Genomic DNA, 20145 nt, shown 5'->3' with positions numbered 1-20145 from the left:
CCTCCCCGGGTTACCCGCTCGTATGCTCGTTTCATGACGGATCACCAGGAAGCCCGCCCCACCGCGAACGCCATGCGCCGTGCCCTCCGGCGGGCCCGGGACGGGGTCGCGCTCGACGTCGGCGAGGCCGCCGTGCTGTTGCGGGCGCGGGGGGAGGACCTGGCCGATCTGGTCGCGTCCGCCGGGCGGGTGCGCGACGCCGGACTCGCGGCGGCCGGGCGGCCCGGGGTCATCACGTACTCGAAGAGCGTCTTCATACCCCTCACCCGGCTCTGCCGCGACAAGTGCCACTACTGCACCTTCGTGACCGTCCCCGGCAAGCTGCGCCGGGACGGGCACGGGATGTTCATGTCACCCGACGAGGTGCTCGACATCGCCCGGCGCGGCGCCGAGCTGGGCTGCAAGGAAGCGCTCATCACCCTCGGCGACAAGCCCGAGGACCGCTGGCCCGAGGCCCGCGAGTGGCTCGACGCGCACGGCTACGACGACACCCTCGCGTACGTACGGGCCATGGCGATCCGCATCCTGGAGGAGACCGGCCTCCTGCCCCACCTCAACCCCGGCGTGCTGTCCTGGACCGACTTCCAGCGACTCAAGCCCGTCGCGCCCTCCATGGGCATGATGCTGGAGACCACCGCCACCCGCCTCTGGTCGGAGCCCGGCGGCCCCCACCACGGGTCCCCCGACAAGGAACCGGCCGTCCGCCTCAGGGTCCTCGAGGACGCCGGCCGGTCCTCCGTCCCCTTCACCTCGGGGCTGCTGCTCGGCATCGGCGAGACCCTGGAGGAACGGGCCGAGTCCCTCTTCGCGCTCCGGCGGGTGTCCAGGGCGTACCACTCCGTCCAGGAGCTGATCATCCAGAACTTCCGCGCCAAGCCGGACACGGCCATGCGCGGGATGCCGGACGCCGAACTGGACGACCTCGTCGCCACCGTCGCCGTGGCCCGCCACATCATGGGCCCCTCCGCCTGCCTCCAGGCCCCGCCGAACCTCGTCGACGCCGAGTACGAGCGGCTGATCGCCGCCGGCATCGACGACTGGGGCGGCGTCTCCCCGCTCACCATCGACCACGTCAACCCCGAGCGGCCCTGGCCGCGGATCGAGGAGCTGGCCGAGCGGTCCCGTGCCGCCGGCTTCGAGCTCCGCGAACGGCTCTGCGTCTACCCCGAGTTCGTCACCCGGGGCGAACCCTGGCTCGACCCCCGGCTCCTCCCGCACGTCCGCGCCCTCGCCGACCCCGAGACCGGCCTCGCGAACCCCGACGCGCCCGTGCGCGGGCTGCCCTGGCAGGAGCCCGACGAGGCGTTCACCGCCGCCGGCCGCACCGATCTGCACCGCACCATCGACACCACCGGCCGCACCCACGACCGGCGCGACGACTTCGACGAGGTCTACGGCGACTGGGAGTCACTGCGCGAGGCCGCCGCACCCGGCATGGTGCCCGAGCGGGTCGACGCCGACGTCCGTGAGGCACTGAGCACGGCCGCCGACGACCCGACGAAGCTCACCGACGCCCAGGCGCTCGCCCTGCTGCACGCCGACGGCCCCGCCCTCGACGCGCTCACCCGGATCGCGGACGACGTCCGCAAGTCGGTGTCCGGCGAGGACGTCACCTACATCGTCACGCGGAACATCAACTTCACCAACGTCTGCTACACCGGCTGCCGCTTCTGCGCCTTCGCCCAGCGCCGTACCGACGCCGACGCCTACACCCTCTCCCTCGACCAGGTCGCGGACCGCGCCGAACAGGCCTGGGAGGTCGGCGCCGTCGAGGTCTGCATGCAGGGCGGCATCCACCCCGACCTGCCCGGCACCGCCTACTTCGACATCGCCCGCGCGGTGAGGAAGCGCGTCCCCGGCATGCACGTGCACGCCTTCTCCCCGATGGAGGTCGTCAACGGCGCCTCCCGCACCGGGCTCTCGATCCGCGAGTGGCTGACGGCCGCGAAGGAGGCCGGACTCGACTCGATCCCCGGCACCGCCGCCGAGATCCTCGACGACGAGGTCCGCTGGGTCCTCACCAAGGGCAAGCTGCCCACGGCCACCTGGATCGAGGTCGTCACCACCGCCCACGAACTCGGCATCCGGTCGAGCTCCACCATGATGTACGGGCACGTGGACCAGCCCCGGCACTGGCTCGGCCACTTCCGCACCCTCTCCCGCATCCAGCGGTCGGCACTGGAAGCGGGGCGGGAGGGCTTCACCGAGTTCGTGACCCTCCCCTTCATCCACACCAACGCCCCGGTCTACCTCGCGGGCATCGCCCGCCCCGGCCCCACGACCCGCGACAACCGCGCGGTCATCGCGATGGCCCGGCTGCTCCTCCACCCCTACATCCCCAACATCCAGACCAGCTGGGTGAAGCTGGGCACGGAGGGCGCCGCCGAGATGCTCCGGTCGGGCGCCAACGACCTCGGCGGCACGCTGATGGAGGAGACCATCTCCCGGATGGCGGGTTCGAGTTACGGCTCGTACCGCTCGATCCGCGACCTGGAGGCCATCGCGGAGGCGGCGGGCCGCCCGGCGAAGCCCCGCACGACCCTGTACGGCGAGGTGCCGGAGGAGCGGCAGCGCGCGGCACGCGCCTCGGACGGCCACCTCCCGGAACTGCTGCCGGTCCTTCCCCAGGAGGGCGGGGCCTGAGAGCGGGGGCCCGGCGGCCGGACACCCGGCCGTCGGGCCCCCGCGCCGGCCTCCCGCGAACCCCTACGCCAGCCACCCCCGCTGCGCCGCCTGCCACACCAGCTGCGTCCTGGTCAGCGCCCCCGCGCGCTGCATCAGGGTCTGGATCCTGCGCTGCACCGTGCGCTGGCTGACCCACAGCTGGGAGGCGATGGCCTTGTCGGCGACCCCGGCGACGATCAGGGAGAGCAGATACCGCTCGTCGTCGGCCAGGTGCACCGCCGGGCGCGGGCCGTCGCCGTCGACGTCGGCCAGCTCGCCGGAGTCGGTCACGTGCAGCGGGGTCGCCGCCGCCCACTGGCTCTCGAAGAGGGCGATCAGCGCGTCGAGCAGGCTGCTGCTGTGGACCACGGCGGCCGTCGGCTCGCCCACCCGGTCGGCCGCCCCCGCCCTCGCCCCCGTGACGGGATCGACGCCCTCCCCGCTCTCGTACACCAGAGGGCAGATCGCCATCGAGCGGTCCGCGATCACCAGTCGCACCGGCAGCGTTCCGACGGCCCGCGCCTGCTCGCCCGCGCGGATGCTCCGGGCGACGTTGTCCACCATCCCGGGGCCTTCGAGGAGTTCGCGCTCGTAGATCGTCTTGTACCGCACGCCCCGGGCGAGCAGCTCCCACTCCTCGTCGTTCTCCGCCGCCGCAAGGGCCACCGGGCGGGCCTTGCAGAGCCAGCGCATCTCGCCCGCCCCGTACGCCATCTGACGCAGCCGCTGGCGGATCACGCTGGCCCCGGTGATCACCTCGACGAGCTGCCCGGCGTCGTGCCGCCGGCCGCCCGCCCGGTACTCCTCGGCGAGCTGCTCCACACCCCGCCGGGCCGATTCGAGCGCCTCGTGCCCGCGCAGCAGCAGCGGGCGCAGTGCCGCGTCGGGCGCCATCGGCACATACCGCTCGGGTCCGCCGTCTGGTGGTTCGGCGACCCGTCCGACCAGGCCCTTGTCGTGGAGCGAGGCCAGCAGCCAGTGGACCCGGGCCACGTCGAACCCCAACTGGGCGGCGATTCCGGCGGCGTCGGCCTCCCGCACCCCGACGAGGAAGCGGTACACCCGCTCCTCCACGGCGCCGACCCCCGCCGCCTCCAGCATGTGGCCTTCTCCCACGACGCCTTCCCCCACCCCGGTTGCCGTGACCACCCCCGTACCCGGCGTGATCAAACCACATCAGGACCGTCGGAAACGAGGGTCAGCATTACCACGCGGGCCCCAACTCCTGGCGGTGCGCGGCGCAATGTGGCGGCGAGTGGACATGTCGCTTCTTCGTCAGTCGCAGCCCGTAGCGAAGGTGATCGTTCCTGTTGACTCTTGTTTCCGCCGGACACGGATCCCCCTCCGCCGGCGGAAGGAGTGCCCTCAGCATGCGCAGCAGACGGAGAACCGCACTGCTCGGCTTCGCCCTGACAGCCACCATGACCGCCGGCGGCCTCGCGTACGGCGCCGCCCCCCTCCCGGCGACCGGGGAGGACGCGGTGACCGCCGCGCCCCGCGACGCCGTCCGCACCGCGACGGTGACCCTGGTGACCGGCGACAAGGTGACGGTGGCCACCCGGGCGGGCAAGACCGTCGCCGTCGACGTCACCCCGTACCGGGGCAGCGGCGCCGGACTCCGTACGTACACCGTCGGCACCGACGTGTACGTGATCCCCCGGGAGGCCGAGCCGCTGATCCGCAACGGCCGGGTCGACAAGCGCCTGTTCAACGTCACCCAGCTCGTCGCCCAGGGCTTCGACGACGCCCACCGTGCGTCGACCCCGCTGATCGTGCGCTACGACTCCGCCACCGCCGCCACCCCCGGCGGGGCCCGGCTCACCCGCAAGCTCCCCGGGGTGCGCGGCGCCGCCGTCACCGCCGACAAGTCCAAGGGCGACACCTTCTGGGAGGCCGTCGACGACGACAGCGCCCGCGCCGGAACCTCCGGGGCCCGTCTGTCGGGCGGCATCCAGCGCCTCTGGCTCGACGGCAAGGTGAAGGCGCTCCTGGAGAAGAGCGTCCCGCAGATCGGCGCCCCGGAGGCCTGGGCCGCCGGATACGACGGCACCGGCGTCAAGGTCGCCGTGCTCGACACCGGCGTCGACGCCACCCACCCCGACCTCGCCGACCGCATCGTCGAGAGCCGCAGCTTCGTCCCCGGCGAGACCGCGCGCGACGGCCACGGCCACGGCACCCACGTCGCCTCCACGATCCTCGGCAGCGGCGCGGGCTCCGACGGCAAGTACCGGGGCGTCGCCCCCGGCGCCAAGCTGCTCGTGGGCAAGGTCCTCGACGACGGCGGCTCCGGCTCGGAGTCCGGCATCATCGACGGCATGGACTGGGCCGCGCACTCCGGCGCGAAGGTCGTCTCCATGAGCCTCGGCGGAGGGGATGGCGCCGACGGCACCGACCCGATGGCGCTCGCGGTCAACGAACTCACCGCCAAGACGGGCGTCCTGTTCACCATCGCGGCCGGCAACAGCGGCCCCGGCGCACGGACCGTCGGCACACCCGGCGCCGCCGCCGCGGCCCTGACGGTCGGCGCCGTGGACTCCGCCGACGCCGTCGCGAGCTTCTCCAGCCGCGGCCCGCGCGGCGACGGCGGCCTCAAGCCGGAGATCACCGCGCCGGGCGTCCGGATCGTCGCGGCCCGCGCGGCGGGCACGACCATGGGCACCCCGGTCGGCGAGCTCTACACCACCGCGAGCGGCACCTCCATGGCGACGCCGCACGTGGCGGGCGCGGCGGCGATCCTCGCCCAGCGCCACCCCGACTGGTCGCCCGCCCGGCTGAAGAGCGGGCTCATCAGCACCGCGAAGACCACCGCCGACACCTCCGTGTACGCCCAGGGCGCCGGCCGGGTCGACGTGGCCCGCGCGGTCCGCCAGCCGGTGACCGGGAGCGGCACCGTCGACTTCGGCCTGCGCGGCTGGGACGACAGGGCCACCGTCGAGAAGAGCGTCCAGTACGTCAACGACGGCGACGCCCCGGTCACGCTGGCGCTCTCGCTGGACGAGGCGGGCGAGAAGCTGCCGGCCGGCACCCTCGCCCTGGGCGCCGACTCGGTGACCGTTCCCGCGCACGGCACCGCCGAGGTCGCCGTCACCCTCGACAGCGCCGGCGTCACCACCGGCTCGCACGGCGCGCACGTCACCGCGCGGGCCACCGACGGGACGACGGCGGTGACCGCGATCGGCTTCGGCCGCGACGTGGAGCGCTTCGACGTCACGCTGAAGGTCCTCGACCGCGACGGCAAGCCGACCACCGGCATCGCCGCGATCAGCGACACCAACCTGGACAAGGCGGTCATCCCGGAGACGTACCCGGTCGGCGAGGACGGCACGGTCGTGGTGCGGGTGCCGCGCGGCGAGCACGCCTTCGTCGCGGAGATCTTCCACTACAGCCCCGACTGGAGCATGCTCCACGAGTACACGTACGCGGCGCAGCCGGGCGCGCTGATCGACTCCGACCGGACCCTCACCTTCGACGGTTCCAAGGCCGGCCGGGTCAGCATGACCACGCCCCGCCCGTCGGAGACGAACCGCCTCCGCGTCGGCATCGCCTCCCGTCCCTCCTCGCAGGCCCTGGTCCACGACCGCGAGATGTGGCTGGGCGGCGAGACGGCGGTCTACTCCGTGCCGTCGGCCACCACCGACCCGGCGCTCTTCGAGTCCCGCGTCGCCTGGTCGCTCGGCGCCCCCGCGCTCTCGGCCCGGCTCTCCGGACACGGCAGCCGTGACCTGGACGTCTCCTACTTCCAGGGCTGGACGGGCTCCGCGCGCTTCGACGGCAGCCGGACCCTGCGGGTCGCCAAACCCGGTGAGGACGTCAGGGGCAAGCTCGCGCTGGTGAAGCGGGACCCCGACACCACCACGTACGCACAGGTCGACGCGGCGGCCGACGCCGGAGCGCTGGCCGTGCTCGTCTACAACGACACCCCCGGCGGCTGGCTGGCGGGCAACTGGAGCTCCAAGGAGACCCGTATCCCCGCGATGACGGTCTCCGGCACCGAGGGCGAGCGGCTCCTCGCCCTGTCCGGCGCCCGCGTCACCTTCTCCGGCACGGCCGTCAGCCCGTACTCCTACGAGCTGCTCAAGTACCGCGCCGGCTCCGTCCCCGCCGACCAGCGCTACCGCGTCCGCAGCGGTGAACTGGCCACCGTCGACTCCCGGTTCCACGGCGCGACCGCCGGGGCCGAGGCCGGATACAGCCGGCTGACGCACTCGCCGATGCAGCCGGTGGCCAACATCGCCTTCGGGCGGATCACGCTCCCGCGCACCCTGACCGAGTACGTCACCCCGGGCGTGCGGACGTTCGAGGCCATGAAGATCGGCCCCGTGTGGTCGGCGGGCGGCAGCTGGCAGCTGACGGCCCCCACCACGTTCACCGCCGGCCAGCAGGTGCGCCGCGACTGGAACAAGGCCGTGGTCCGCACCGCGCTGCCGGACGCCCTGGACAACGCAGCCGCCCGTGACGGCGGCGTGGGCGGGATCGCCGCGGCGGGTCTGCTCGACAGCGCCACCGGACAGTGGGCCGTCCTGCGCAACGGCACCGACAAGGAGCTGACCACGGTCTACCGGGACGGTGTGCTGCTCGGCACCGCGCCCTCCGTCAGCGTCGCCTTCCCGATGGTCCCCGAGCGTGCCGAGTACCGCGTGGTCGCCGACGTCCAGCGGGACGAGCCCGGCTGGAACACCTCCACCAAGGTGCGCACCGACTGGCGCTTCCACTCCGCGCCGGGCGAGGGCCGGGCGCTGCTGCCCGTCCTGTCGGTCGACTACCGCCTCGGCACCGACCTGGCCAACAGCGCCAGGACCGCGTCCCGGACGACCGTCGGCCTCGGCGTGCGGCACCCCAAGGGCATGGCCGGCCCGGCGATCACCGGGGTGAAGCTGTGGGCCTCGTACGACGACGGCGCCACCTGGCGGCAGGTCCGCCTGGACGGCGGTCTGAACGGCGCCGTCGACAACCCGGCGACCGCGGGCTTCGTCTCGCTGAAGGTCACCGCCGCCGACGCCGACGGCAACTCCGTCGAGCAGACCGTGACGCGGGCCTACCAGGTCCGGCGGTGACGGTCCGGCGGTGACGGTCCGGATCTGACGGTCCGGATCTGACGGTCCGGATCTGACGGTCCGAAGCTGAGAGGCCGGGGCACCCGCTTGCGGGTGCCCCGGCTCTTCCGCGTCTCCGGGGGAGCGGCGGTCTCAGCCGACCAGCAGTTCCCTCTTCAGTTCCTTCAGCTCCCGGTTGTCGATGCCGAGGCCCTCGCGCAGGTACGAGCGGAAGGAGCCGTACTCCTCCTCGATCTCGTCGAAGCTCGCGTTGAGGTACGCGGGGCGGACGTCGAGGAGGGGCTTGCAGACGGCGGCCCGCGCGGGCGGGAGGTGGAAGAGGGCGGCGTCGTTGGCGGCGGCCCGGTAGGTGTCGCTGGCCAGGTAGTCGGCCATGACCGTCTCCTCGGGCACGCCGAGGGCGGTCAGCAGGGCGGCGTTCGACCAGCCGGTGCGGTCCTTGCCGGCCGTGCAGTGGAAGAGGACGCCGCGCCGGTCGTCGTCGGCGATGCCGTCGAAGACGGTGGTGTACGCGGTACGGGCGGTGTCGCCGCTCACCATGAAGCGGTTGCCCCGGACCATCATCGCCTCGGCCTCGGCGGGGGTCTTCGGCATGCCGGTGAACGTGCCGCTGCCCGCGAGGACATCGGCGACGACATGGGTGGCACCGGCCGGGACGCGGTCGGGCGCCGTGCTCCGCTCGGACTCCATGCGCAGGTCGAAGACCGTACGGACACCGAGGCGCCTCAGCTTGGCGAGGTCCGCGTCGGTGAGCCTGTCGAGGGCGTCGGAGCGGTAGACCTCGCCCATCCTCACCCAGTGGCCGTCGGAGGTGCGGTAGCCGCCCGCGTCACGGAAGTTGACGGTGCCCTGGAGGCGGATCAGCCGGTCGGCGAGGTGCAGCGGGGTGCCCCGGTCGGGGACGAGGTCGAACCAGCGCCGGTCGGCGGCGGCCAGGCCGGTGACGGTGACGGAGCCGGTGGCGCCGCCGCGGGCGACGGTACGGCCGCCGGTGCGGACCGTGACGCCGTGGGCGCCGGGGGCGGACCACGTGACGGTGAAGGTGCCCCCGGCGTTCTCGGTGACGGTCGCGGCGGTGAAGGGGATGCGCTGCCCGCCGTGGTGCGCGTGGCCGTGCGCGGAGGCGGCCGGGGCGGTGAGCCCGGTGAGCAGGGTGGCGGCGACGACCGCGGTGGAGAGGGACTTGACTCGTGTCACGGGGTTCATGGCGCGGATCGTTCAAGTCACGATCGAACCTCGGGTGAACTGCGGTCAAAAGCGGCCTGAAGGGCGTCGGATCACATAACGTTCCGGCCCCCGAACCGACGTACCCGGTCCATTACAGTGCTGCGCAGACCGGTCTACGGGGGGAGGGCACGTCGTGGCCACGACAGCCGCGGCCGTGTGGGGCCGCGCCGAACAGCAGGACTTCCGCGCCCGCGTACGGGGCTGTCTGCTCGGCGGAGCCCTCGGCGACGCGCTGGGCGCGCCCGCCGACGGACTCACCCTCGCCGGGATCCACGAGGCCCACGGACCCGACGGACTCACCGAGCCCGCCGCCGCCTTCGGCCGGCGCGGCGCCGTCACCGCCGCCACCCAGATGGGTCTGTTCACCGTCGACGGCCTGATCCGCGCCCAGGTCCGCCGCGACACCGGCGCCTGGCACCCGCCCACCGACGTCCACCGGGCCCATCTGCGCTGGGCGGCCACCCAGCGCGACTGGGGCCCCGACGAGCGCCGCAAGGACAACGGCTGGCTGGCCACGGAGGAGTGGCTCTACGCCCGCCGCAACCCGCCGCGCGCCTGCCTCACCGGCTTCGGCGACGACGTCCTCGGCACCCTCGACAAGCCCAAGAACCCCACGGCCGCCGACTCCGGCGCGCTCGTCCGCTCGGCCCCCTTCGGGCTGCTCGTCGGCTGGGAACCGCAGCTCGTCTGCCAGCTCGCCGTGGAGTGCGCGGCGCAGACCCACGGCGCCCCCGCCGCCGCCCTCGCCGCGGGCGCCTTCGCCGTCACCGTCCACGGCCTCGCGCGCGGCGCCTCCGTCGGGACGGCCGTCGACGGGGCCCGCGAGCAGCTGGCGGCGCGCCCCGGCCACGAGGCGGTCACCGAGGCGCTCGGCCGGGCCCTCGGAGCCGTACGGGAAGGGTCGCCGGACCCGGAGCGGGTGGCCGCCCTCGGCGCGGACGAGGACCGGGCCGAGGGGCAGTTGGCGGCGGCGGTCTACTGCGCGCTCGTCGGCGAGGACGTACGGCACGGGCTGCGGCTCGCGGTGAACCACGACGGCCCCTCGTCCGTCACGGGGGCGCTCACGGGCGCCCTGCTCGGCGCCCTGCACGGCGAGACGGCCCTCCCGCCGGCCTGGCTGGCCGAACTGGAGGGCCGCGCGACGGTCCTGGAGCTCGCGGACGACTTCTCGATGGAGATGACCCAGGGGCCGGCGCTGCACGGCCCGGCGGAGTCGTCACCGGGGTGGCTTGCGCGGTACCCGAGGGGCTGACCGGTCGGGTGGGCGCCCGGGGCGCGGCTCGGGGGAGCCGGCCGGTCCGGTCGGCGTCCGGGGCCGGCGGCCCGCCCGGCTCAGCCGAGGGGCTGGTCGGTGCGCGCTCCGGCCTGAGCGGTACACCCGCCCCCTCCCCGTCCGAGCCGAGCGTGGCCAGGAGCGCGTCCCGCTCGGGGGTGTCCTCGGGCTTCACGTACCCGATGAGGACGTACAGGACGAGCGAGGTCGCGAGCGGCGAGACGATCGGAGCATGTGGTGACAATGTGGGGGAGGGCCAAGGGGCAGTAGAATGGTTCGACTCACTGACCCTTGTTCACGTCTTTGAACCTGTCCCGATGGGGCGGGGAAGGGCTCAGCGCATCAGCTCCCCGGCGTTGACCAGCAGCGACTGACCCGTGATCGCCCGGGCCCGGTCCGAGGCGAGGAACACCGCCGCCTCCGCCACGTCCCCGTCCGTCGCGAGCTCCGGCAGCGCCATCCGCTCGGTGAGCCGTCCGAGCACCTCGGCCTCCGGAACCTGCTCGGTGTGCGCGGTGAACTGGACGAAGGCCTGCACCGGCGGCCCCCACATCCAGCCCGGCAGCACGGTGTTGACCCGGATGCGGTGCGGCCCCAGCTCGTGCGCCAGGGAGTACATCGCGGAGGTCAGCGCCCCCTTGGAAGCCGCGTACGCCGCCTGCCGCACCTGCGTGGGCGCGGCCACCGCCGACTGCGTGCCGATCAGGACGACCGAGCCGCCGCGCTCCTTCAGCGCCGGGAGGCAGGCCCGGGTCATCCGCAGCGTGCCGAGCAGATTGACGTCGAGCACGCCCTGCCAGGTCGCGAAGTCGGCGTCCTCCAGGCCCCCGAAGTAGGAGTCCCAGGCGGCGACGTGGACGACGGCGTCGATCCCGCCGAAACGTTCGACGGCGAGCCCGGCGAGGGCCTCGCACTGCGCCTCGTCGGTGATGTCGGTGACCCGGTGGGCGGTACGGCGCCCCTCCGGGTCGATCTCCGCCGCGGACTTGGCGAGGTTGGCCTCGGTGCGCGCGCCGAGAACGGCGTTGCCCCCGTCGCGTACGACCGTCTCCGCGATGCGGTGGCCGAGCCCGGCCCCGACCCCCGAGACGACGACCGTCTTCCCCTGGAGCAGCATCATCCGACCCCTTCCGGACCCTGGTCATTCATCTGACGGCCCGTCAGAGTAGGTCCCTGTCACCGACATGGGAAGACTTGGGAGAGGGGTACGAGAGTGAGCGAGGAGACCCGCAGCGAGACGTACGCGGAACTGGCCTCCGTCGGCCCGTACGGCGTCCGGCCCGGCCACGCGCTGATCACCATGGTCGAGCCGCACCCGGGCCACGAGTACGCGTACAACCGCTGGTACGAGGACGACCACTACTACGCCGGCGCCATGGCCATGCCCTGGATGTACGCAGGCCGCCGCTGGGTCGCCACCCGGGAGCTCCAGGAACTACGCGGCCCCGAGAAGTCGGCGGTCGCCCGGCCGGTCACCGCGGGCTGCTACCTCTCCACGTACTGGATCACCGAGGGCCGCTACGACGACCACATGAAGTGGACCGTCGGCATCAACAAGCGGCTCAACCGCGACGCCCGCGTCCACCAGGAACGGACCCATGTCTTCACCGCGTTCCAGGACCACGCGGCGACCGTCTACCGGGACGGGGCGGCGGGCCCGCGCGACTTCCACGCCCTCGACCACCCCTACGCCGGCCTGATCCTCCAGGTGATCGACACCGAGGGCCCCGCGGAACGGGACGCACTGCTCGACCGGCTGCGCCACCGCGAACTGCCCCGCGGACTGGCCGGCTCACCGGCGGCGATGGTCACCGTCTTCCGCCCGACCCCACTGCCCGGCGACCGCATGACGTACGTGAAACAGGTCGAGGGCGTCGACACCCGACTGACCCTGCTGTGGTTCCTGGAACGCGACCCCAGGGACTGCTGGCCGGACCACTTCACGGACCTGGAGTCCCTGACCACCCCGGACGACGAGGGCCCGGCCGGCCGGGTGGAACTGGTGGCCCCGTTCATCCCGACGATCCCGGGGACGGACCGGTACGTGGACGAACTGCGCTGAGACGGGGCCCGCGCCCGGGCTGGCCGGGAGGGTTTCGCCTGACAGCACCACGTGCCGCCCCTATGGTGGATGTCCGGCCGGAGCGATCGACGCTATGCCGACCGGAGCATGGGGGCGTTGATGGAAGCACAGATGGTGGAACTCGCGCGGGCCGCAGGCGCCGCCGTGATCACGGTCATGGCCACGGACGCCTGGGAGCGGACGCGCGACGGGGTCGTGGCGCTGTGGCGTCGGGTCAGTCCCTCCCGGGCCGACGGTGTCGCGGGAGAACTCGAGGCGACCAGGGAAGACCTGCTGGCGGCCAGGGAGAACGGGGACGACCTGGTCGAACAGGAGCTGCGGGAGGAATGGGCGGGCCGCCTCCGACGCCTCCTCCGCGATCAGCCCGAGGTCGCCGCGGAGCTCCGCCGGATCCTCGCCGAAACCGTCCCCGAACCCCAGGAGGCAGGCGCCGGGACCGTACACCTCCAGGCCGAGGCCTCCGGCAGCGGCCGCGTCTACCAGGCGGGCCGCGACCAGCACATCACCGAGCGGTGAACGGGCCGGAGGGGAACGCGGAGCCGGGGGTGCGGGGCTCGGCGTCCGGCCAGGGCCGGGTCTATCAGGCTCAGCGCGACCAGTACGTGACGGAGCACCACCACCACTACCCGTCCTGCGACGCCTCGTCCCTCTTCGGCCCGGGTGTGGAACGGGTGATCGTCCCGATGCCGCGAAGCGCCACCGGGCCGACCCCGCCCGCACCGGACTCGGTGCGCACACCGCTGGTGGGGCGGACCCCGATGGTGCTGCGGGACCGCCGGGACCTCATGGCCGGCCTCCTCGCGGCAGCCCGGGACGAGACCGGGGGAGTGCACGTCCTGCACGGGCTCGGCGGTTGCGGCAAGACAGCCGTGGCCCAGGCCGTCTTCAACGAGGTGACCCGCGGAGGGGGACGCACAGGCCTGTGGGTCAACGCCTCCGAACGCTCGACACTTCGGGCGGGAATGCTGGCCGTCGCCGCGGACCGGGGAGCCGGGGCCGGGGAGCTGGTCGCCGCCCACAAGGGGCAGCGCGCTTCCGCCGACCTCGTCTGGCACAGCCTCCACTCCTCGTCGGAGCCGTGGCTCCTCGTCCTCGACAACGCGGATGATCCCGAGGCGCTGGGGGAAGGCGGGTGGCTGCGGCAGAGTCCGCGGGGAACGGTCATCGTCACCACGCGGCAAGCCGGTTCCCGGGTGTGGCAGGGGGCGCACCTCCATCACCTGGGAGTGCTGCCGGTCGAGGACGCCGCGCTTGTACTGCGTGACCTCGCTCCCGAGGCGGGATCGGTCGAGGAGGCCGAGACGGTGGCGCGAAGACTCGACTGTCTTCCCCTCGCGCTCACGCTGGCCGGGTCCTTCCTGTCACGCCAACTACTGGAGAACTGGTCCATGAGTGACTACCGACGCCACCTGGACGACAATCCGACGGAGTTGATCGACCAGGGGGCGGTCCCCGGCAACGCCGAGAGGAACGCCCGGCAGCTCGTGGGCCGGACATGGGGCATCTCGTTGGCCACCCTCGCGGGCGACGGCCTTCCCGAATGCCTCTCGCTCCTGAGGCTGTTGTCGTGCTGGGGCTCCGACCCGGTGCCGTTGTCCCTGATCCGCCCCGATGCTGTGGACGCGGCGCTGCTGACCGCCCTCGATCCCCCGCTGACCGGGGCGCGCGTCGAGGCGGCCCTCCGCGGTCTGCTGGACCATTCCCTCGTCTCGCTCGTGAGCCTCGATGTCGACGGCAGGGCTTTGCGCTGTGTGAAGACGCACGGCGTGGTCCTGGACAGCGTCGCCGCCGCGGTCCCCGCGGACCAGCGGGCCCTGCTCGTGACGGCCGCCACGAAGCTCCTCCAGGACGCCGTCCCGGAGAGCGGTGCCCGCGCACAGGGCACCCAGCGCGTGGGGCACCTGGTGCCCCACGCGACGAACCTGCTCCGGCGTGCGGAGGAGACGGACGGCGCCGGCCCCGTGGTGGCCCTCGGTACGCGCCTTGCCGGGTGCCTCTTCGACGGTGGCGACTTCCAGGCCGCGCTGTCGTTGGCGCGGACCGTGGCGGAGGCCGCCGCGCGACGGCTGGGACCGGAAGACCCCGCGACGCTGCGCGCGGAGCACCGGGCGGCCACGGCTCTCTTCCGGCTCGGGCGCTTCGAGGAATCGGAGGCGCTGCACAGGCGTGTCCTCGACGCCCGGGACAGGACGCTCGGGCTGGAGCACAAGGAGACGCTGGAGAGCCGCCAGGACATTCACGAACCGCTCAGCCAGCTCCAGCGGATCGAGGAATGCCTGGCCACGCTCCGTGAGACCGCGGAGATCCGCGCGCGCGTCCTCGGGGAGCGGCACCAGGACACGCTTCACGCGAGGGCGCTGCTCATCGAGTACCTGGCCGTCGCAGACGCCGTCGACGAGTTCGACAGGGTGGGGCCGGAGATCATCGCCGCATGCGAGGAGCACCTGGGCGGCGACTCCTTCACCACCGTGACGGCCCGGCACAACTACGCCTTCGGCCTCTACCGCTTCGAGCGGCCGGCCCAAGCGGAGGCGGAGGCCCGGCAGGCGCTGCGGGGACGCGAGCTGGTGCACGGCCCCGACCACGCCCTCGCCCTCTCCGCGGCCGTCCTGCTGAGCTGGATCCTCGGAAAGCTCGGACAGGTCGAGGAGTCCCTCGCGCTCGGACGCCGGGTCGTCCGGGGGCAGGAGCAGGCACTCGGGCGGGAACACCCGTATTTGCTCACGAACCGTGCTGGCCTTGCCGAGGCCCTCGCGGCGGCGGGCGAGGCGGACGAGGCGCGGGCGCTGGCCCAGGAGAACCTGCCGCTGTGCGAGCGGGTGCTGGGGCCGGACGACCCGGTCACGGTCACCACGCGCGGCCTCGTCGGACCGACGGGGGTCGGATAGAAGGGGAGGGTGGCGGGGCGCCCCGGAAGGCAAGCAGGCCCCCTCGGCCGGGACGGCGATCCAGTCGAGAGGGCATTCCTGAGGGGGTGGCGCGGGCGTCAGGCGCCGGGGCGGTCGCAGACGTCGAGGACGAACGCCGACCAGGTCTCGGCGGAGAAGCCGAGCCCCGAGCGGTCGATGTCCTTCGAGTCCCGGACGCGGACCAGAAGGCCTTCCTGCGCCTTGACCTCTACGCAGTCGCCATTGACGGCCGAGTACGAGGACTTGGTCCATGCCGCCAGTGCGTCGTGCCGAAACAGCATCGTGACTCCGATGGTTGTGCCAGTGGGGTGGGTGACGTGCGTTGCAGCCGCTTCGGCAGCGGCTCCGTGCTCGACGCTACGCCGCAACATCGCGACCGACAGGCCGCGTTCACCCATCCGGATGGCATATTCCATCGATATCTGTGCACCGATGTACCGGAGGTGTAGGGTGCCCGCTCCCCCTTCCGGAATCGGCTACTCCGCCTCTAGTTCGTCTGCCACGCCGAGGATGAAATCACGGGACTGCTCGGCGCTGAGCGCCTTCGCCCTGAGGTGCTCGTACATCACCGCGTAGCTCTGGACGTCGATGGCCTTCTCCAGATAGAGATCGCTGGTGACGCCCTCCAGGTAGACGACGCTCGCGTCCGTGGCCTCCTGGAACTCCAGGATCGCGAACTTCCCGTACATCCCGGGGTGGGCGCCGACGCCGTACGGCAGCACCTGGAGCGTCACGTGCGGCTTCTCGCTCAACTCTGCGAGATGCCTGAGCTGATCGGCCATGATGCGCGGATTGCCGACGACGCGGCGCAGCAGGGCCTCGTCGATGACGGCCCAGAATCGCAGCGGGTTGACCGGATCGGAGAGACGGTCCTGACGCTTCAGCCGGATCTGGATGCGCTTGTCGATCTCGCTGGGCGTGGCCTCCGGCCACATGCCCTCGATCACCGCCTGCGCGTACTCCCGGGTCTGCAGCAGACCGGGAACGATCAGTGATTCGTACACGCGCAGCGACGCGGCGTCGGTCTCCAGGCCGATGTAGACGCTGTACGGGATGTCGCCGAAGGCGTGCCACCAGCCCTGCTGGCGGGAGTCCTTGGCCATCTGCATGAGGGAGTCGACCATGCGCTCGTCCTCGACCTCGTACACGCCGCAGAGGTCGCGGACATCGCGCTGACTGATCGAGCGACGGCCGTTCTCCAGCCGGCTGATCTTGGACTGGGAGACGAGGAGACGCTCGGCGACCTGCTCCGCCGTCATGTTCTTCGCTTCCCGGAGCCGTCGCAGCTCCTGGCCCAATCGGCGTCGCCTGACTGTGGGGTTGACGTTGGACGCCACGGAAACTGCACCTCCGGCTGTCTGCTGCGTAGCTGTGAGTATCTACCGCTTGGCAGACTGCCACCAATGGCCGGGTGTGCGCTGGAAAACGACCACAACGTGTGCGTCCGGGAACGCACATGTGCGGGGCGGCCGTCCTGGCCGCCCCGCACACCTGTGCGGCTCCCGGTTGGTACCTCGGGGTGGAGCGTGAAGTGCCTGCCGGTGCCTAGTGCGCCGCCACGCGGGCCATGCTGCTGCCGTGTGGCTGCGCCGGGACACCCGCGGCGCTCCGGCGCGGCTGTGCCGCCGCGCCGTTCTGGACGTCCATCACGGCGTGCGCCACGAGTCCGCCCATCGGGTCGTGCCGGATCAGATCGCGCAGCCTCGACCGCGACGACCGTCCTTCGTTTCCGGGGTAGAGGTGCTTCCCGAGTCCGACCGCGTGGGCCAGCGCGGCAAGCGCCGCGGTCCGCGGGTCCGGCGGTACGCCGGTGCGGATCGCACTGTCCAGCCGGGAACGGATCTCCCGACTGATCGCCGTGTCCGTCGCCTGGTAGCGAGTCGTCGGCAACACCCCGCACATCTGGCCCTCCACGGCATGCACCATGCCGCATCGCTCCAGATGCGAGAGATACGTCTGGCGGAGCCCCAGTCGGGGCCCGCCGATCCAATGGACGGCCCGAACCGGACTGCCACGCCTGCGCAGCAGCTCCAGTGCGGAGTCCAAGGTCGGATCTCCGGTCGGCCGTGGCATCACCACGGCGATACGATCCCCGTCAGGGGCTATCCGGCCTGCCAACGCCAGCTCCACTAGCTGTGCGCCGGCCAGGCCGAGGTCGAGCGACTGCGGCTGCGCTGTGGTACCCGTGGTCGGGTCCAGAGCGAGCAGCAGAAGCTCCTCCGGAATGGTTCTGCGGCTCCTGCCCATCCATGCCTCCCCGCGTGGATGAATGACAGGGTGACCCCTCTCACATTCATCTGTCGAGAGTGCCTGGGTGGTTCATCCGGGAACCAGTACGTATGTCGTTCTCGTCTAGCACGGGAGCCAAGGGGTTCACACAGGACACTGGTACACGGACCGGTACACGGTTCGAACGTACGCATGACGCAGGAGGAGGCACGGTGGCGGGCGAGTCCCCCGACAAGGCGGAGCAGCAGGGGTCGTCTCAGGAGACGACGGCCTCGGGCGGCGGCGGCCGGGATCCGCGGCTTTCCGTGCTCCGTGAGTCAGACGCCTCGTCGTCGGCTCCGGTTGCGGCGGCGTCCTCGGAGTCGACAGCGTCGACGGCGTCGAAGGTTCAGGTGGACCAGCCGACGGCCGTCTTCAAGACGCTCGCGCCGCGGACGCCGGAGGACGACGCGCCGACGAAGACGCCGGAGGTGACGGAGGCGGCGGAGGCGGGCGTTACGGAGCCTGAGAGCGCGTCCGAGAGCGCGTCCGAGCCGGAGCCTGAGAGCGCGTCCGAGCCGGAGTCGGCAGGCGAGCCGGAGGGCGACCGTCTGAAGGCGGCCGTGGCGGCGTGGGTCGCGACGGACGAGCCGGAGCCCGGGGAGCCGGACGACGGGGCCGAGGGCGAGCCGGAGGACGCGACCGCGACGGACGACGAGCCGGAGTCGGAGGACGAGTCCGAGTCCGACGACTCCGAGGCGGAGTCCGAGGACGAGCCGGAGCCCGACGAGGGCGCCGACGCCGATGACTCCGCCGATGACTCCGACGACTCCGACGAGGAGCCTGCCGAGGAGCCCGTCGAGGCGAAGGCGCCCGGGGAGTCCTGGTTCGCCGCGCGGAAGCCGGCGGCGGGCACGAAGCCCGCGCCCGAGGCGAAGGCCCCCACCGCCCCCGCTACGGCCCCCTCCGGTGCCACGAACGGCGATGCCGGCGATGCCGGCGATGAGAACCCTGTCGACCAGCCGACGACCATGTTCAAGGCCGTCAAGCTGCCCGTGGATCAGCCGACGACCGCGTTGAAGCTCCCGCCCTCGCTGACCGGGAACCCCGACAGCGAGCGCACGAGCACCTTCCTGCCGCTGCGCGCGGACATCCCGGCCGAGCAGAAGGCCGAGAAGGCCCAGGGGGCCCGGGAGGCGGAGAAGGCGCCGGGGAAGGCCCCGGCCCCCACCCCCGTACCGAAGACGACCCCGGCCCCGGCCCCGGCCCCGGCCGCCTTCGTCGAGGCGGAGCGGACGCGGCAGCAGCCCCTGCCCCCGCTGCCCCCGCTCGACCTGCTCGCCGAGCTGACGAACACGCCGCCCCCCGCGCCGACCCCGATGCGGACGACGCTGCGCCGGGTGCGGATCTGGACCCCGCTCGTCATCCTCCTGCTGATCGCCTTTGCGATCGCGCAGATGGTCCGCCCGCTGCCCGCGCCCGCGTTGACGCTCACCACCGCGCCGACCTTCACCTTCGAGGGCGGCGAGCTGAAGATGCCGTGGCCGGGTGAGGGACAGGGCGCCGTCGAGGTCGAGGGCGTCGGTTCGGTGGGTACGTACGGACCGCAGAAGCCCGCCCCGATCGCGAGCGTCACGAAGACGATGACGGCGTACGTGATCCTGCGCGACCACCCGATCAAGGGGAAGCAGCAGGGCCCCGAGATCACGGTCGACAAGAAGGCCGCGGACCAGGCGAAGGCGACGCACGAGTCGACGGCGGCGGTCCAGGAGGGCCAGACGTACACCCAGAAGGAGCTCCTGGAGCTCCTCATGATCCCCTCCGCGAACAACGTGGCCCGGCTGCTCGCGCGCTGGGACGCCGGTTCCGAGGCCGCGTTCGTGGCGAAGATGAACGCCGCCGCGAAGGACCTGGGGATGACCGGGTCGACGTACACGGACCCGTCGGGTCTGCTGGACAGCACGGTGTCGACGCCGCAGGACCAGCTGAAGCTGGCGAAGGCGGTCATGCAGTACGACGTGTTCCGCGAGATCGTGAACATGCCGAACCTGACGGTGGACGGCATCCCCGGCCGCATCGAGAACAACAACAACATCCTGCTCGAACCCGGGGTCAACGGCATCAAGACCGGCTCCTCCACCCCGGCCGGCGGCAACCTGCTGTGGGCGGCGAACACGGTCATCGACGGCAAGAACCGCCGGATCCTCGGCATCGTGATGGGGGCGAAGGACGCCAAGCTGCTGAACGACAAGCTGCAGCTCGCCATCGACAACAGCCTCAAGCTGATCCAGCAGGCCCAGAAGGACGTCACCTCGGCGGCCGTGGTCCGCAAGGGCCAGGTCCTCGGCTACGTCGACGACGGCCTCGGCGGCCGGACCCCGGTCGTGGCGACGAAGGAGCTCAAGGCGATCGGCTGGCCGGGCCTCAAGGTGGACCTGGAGCTCACCGACGGCGGCAAGGCCCTCCCGCACGCGGGCAAGGCGGGCGACATCGTCGGCCAGGTGTCCATCGGTACGGGCACGGGCAAGGTCAGCTCCCCGGTCGCCCTCCAGGCGGACCTGGTGGAGCCCGGCTTCGACAAGAAGCTGACCCGCGTGGGCTGAGGCACCACCCGCTCGGCCGGGCGCCCCGGGTAGTCCGGGGCGCCCAGCTGTTAGCGTCTCCAGGGGAACGGGAGACGCGTGACACACGCGCGAGAAGCGAGACGGGCAGCACGGGAAAGGGCCG

Annotated in this window: 13 protein-coding genes; 7 read left to right on the top strand and 6 right to left on the bottom strand. The window is 72.5% G+C overall.

Annotated elements, in window-relative coordinates; genetic code table 11:
- Positions 1 to 33 precede the first annotated feature (33 nt).
- Positions 34 to 2643: a bifunctional FO biosynthesis protein CofGH gene (locus tag ABT154_RS27455; protein ID WP_351860084.1), complete on the top strand. Its 2610-nt coding sequence runs from the start codon at positions 34 to 36 to the stop codon at positions 2641 to 2643.
- A gap of 63 nt (positions 2644 to 2706) precedes the next feature.
- Here the strand turns inward: ABT154_RS27455 and ABT154_RS27450 are convergent, their stop codons facing one another.
- Positions 2707 to 3765 carry a helix-turn-helix domain-containing protein gene (locus tag ABT154_RS27450; RefSeq protein ID WP_351860267.1) on the bottom strand — a complete coding sequence of 353 codons (1059 nt, stop codon included), beginning with the start codon at positions 3763 to 3765 and terminating at the stop codon, positions 2707 to 2709.
- A gap of 269 nt (positions 3766 to 4034) precedes the next feature.
- On the opposite strand from ABT154_RS27450, the gene ABT154_RS27445 reads away from it, so the two are divergent.
- Positions 4035 to 7718, top strand: coding sequence for a S8 family peptidase (locus tag ABT154_RS27445; RefSeq protein WP_351860082.1), 3684 nt, complete (start codon positions 4035 to 4037; stop codon positions 7716 to 7718).
- Positions 7719 to 7850: 132 nt separating this feature from the next.
- Here ABT154_RS27445 and ABT154_RS27440 read toward each other — a convergent pair whose 3' ends face one another.
- The gene (locus ABT154_RS27440) at positions 7851 to 8924 is read right to left on the bottom strand and encodes a tyrosine-protein phosphatase (protein WP_351860080.1); all 1074 of its coding nucleotides are present in this window, start codon (positions 8922 to 8924) and stop codon (positions 7851 to 7853) included.
- A 154-nt stretch (positions 8925 to 9078) separates the two neighbouring features.
- Here ABT154_RS27440 and ABT154_RS27435 point away from each other — a divergent pair, with 154 nt between their 5' ends.
- Positions 9079 to 10197 carry an ADP-ribosylglycohydrolase family protein gene (locus tag ABT154_RS27435; RefSeq protein WP_351860078.1) on the top strand — a complete coding sequence of 373 codons (1119 nt, stop codon included), beginning with the start codon at positions 9079 to 9081 and terminating at the stop codon, positions 10195 to 10197.
- A gap of 355 nt (positions 10198 to 10552) precedes the next feature.
- Here the strand turns inward: ABT154_RS27435 and ABT154_RS27430 are convergent, their stop codons facing one another.
- Positions 10553 to 11338 (bottom strand): SDR family oxidoreductase, encoded by a 786-nt coding sequence (locus ABT154_RS27430; RefSeq protein WP_351860076.1) that lies wholly within the window; start codon positions 11336 to 11338, stop codon positions 10553 to 10555.
- Positions 11339 to 11431: 93 nt separating this feature from the next.
- Here ABT154_RS27430 and ABT154_RS27425 point away from each other — a divergent pair, with 93 nt between their 5' ends.
- The 3 genes from ABT154_RS27425 to ABT154_RS27415 all read left to right on the top strand — a co-directional run bounded on the left by ABT154_RS27425 (position 11432) and on the right by ABT154_RS27415 (position 15189).
- Positions 11432 to 12280, top strand: coding sequence for a hypothetical protein (locus tag ABT154_RS27425; RefSeq protein ID WP_351860075.1), 849 nt, complete (start codon positions 11432 to 11434; stop codon positions 12278 to 12280).
- A 120-nt stretch (positions 12281 to 12400) separates the two neighbouring features.
- Positions 12401 to 12817 (top strand): hypothetical protein, encoded by a 417-nt coding sequence (locus ABT154_RS27420; protein WP_351860073.1) that lies wholly within the window; start codon positions 12401 to 12403, stop codon positions 12815 to 12817.
- Entirely contained in the window at positions 12814 to 15189 is a 2376-nt protein-coding gene (locus ABT154_RS27415) for a tetratricopeptide repeat protein (protein ID WP_351860071.1), read from the top strand. The genes ABT154_RS27420 and ABT154_RS27415 overlap by 4 nt, the downstream gene beginning before the upstream one ends.
- 98 nt (positions 15190 to 15287) lie before the next feature.
- Here ABT154_RS27415 and ABT154_RS27410 read toward each other — a convergent pair whose 3' ends face one another.
- The 3 genes from ABT154_RS27410 to ABT154_RS27400 form a co-directional block, all read right to left on the bottom strand.
- The gene (locus ABT154_RS27410; RefSeq protein WP_351860069.1) at positions 15288 to 15491 is read right to left on the bottom strand and encodes a DUF397 domain-containing protein; all 204 of its coding nucleotides are present in this window, start codon (positions 15489 to 15491) and stop codon (positions 15288 to 15290) included.
- A 195-nt stretch (positions 15492 to 15686) separates the two neighbouring features.
- Positions 15687 to 16547, bottom strand: a complete 861-nt coding sequence (locus tag ABT154_RS27405; protein ID WP_351860067.1) for a helix-turn-helix domain-containing protein — start codon at positions 16545 to 16547, stop codon at positions 15687 to 15689.
- Between the two features lie 208 nt (positions 16548 to 16755).
- On the bottom strand, positions 16756 to 17457 hold the full coding sequence (locus ABT154_RS27400; protein ID WP_351860065.1) for a GOLPH3/VPS74 family protein: 702 nt from the start codon (positions 17455 to 17457) through the stop codon (positions 16756 to 16758).
- 194 nt (positions 17458 to 17651) lie between these two features.
- On the opposite strand from ABT154_RS27400, the gene ABT154_RS27395 reads away from it, so the two are divergent.
- On the top strand, positions 17652 to 20021 hold the full coding sequence (locus ABT154_RS27395; protein WP_351860063.1) for a serine hydrolase: 2370 nt from the start codon (positions 17652 to 17654) through the stop codon (positions 20019 to 20021).
- Positions 20022 to 20145: the final 124 nt, after the last annotated feature.

It is taken from the genome of Streptomyces sp. NPDC001728, from assembly GCF_040297565.1.
GTDB lineage: Bacteria > Actinomycetota > Actinomycetes > Streptomycetales > Streptomycetaceae > Streptomyces.
Note: the sequence above shows the minus strand (reverse complement) of the source record. Positions and strands in the feature narration are given on the sequence as shown.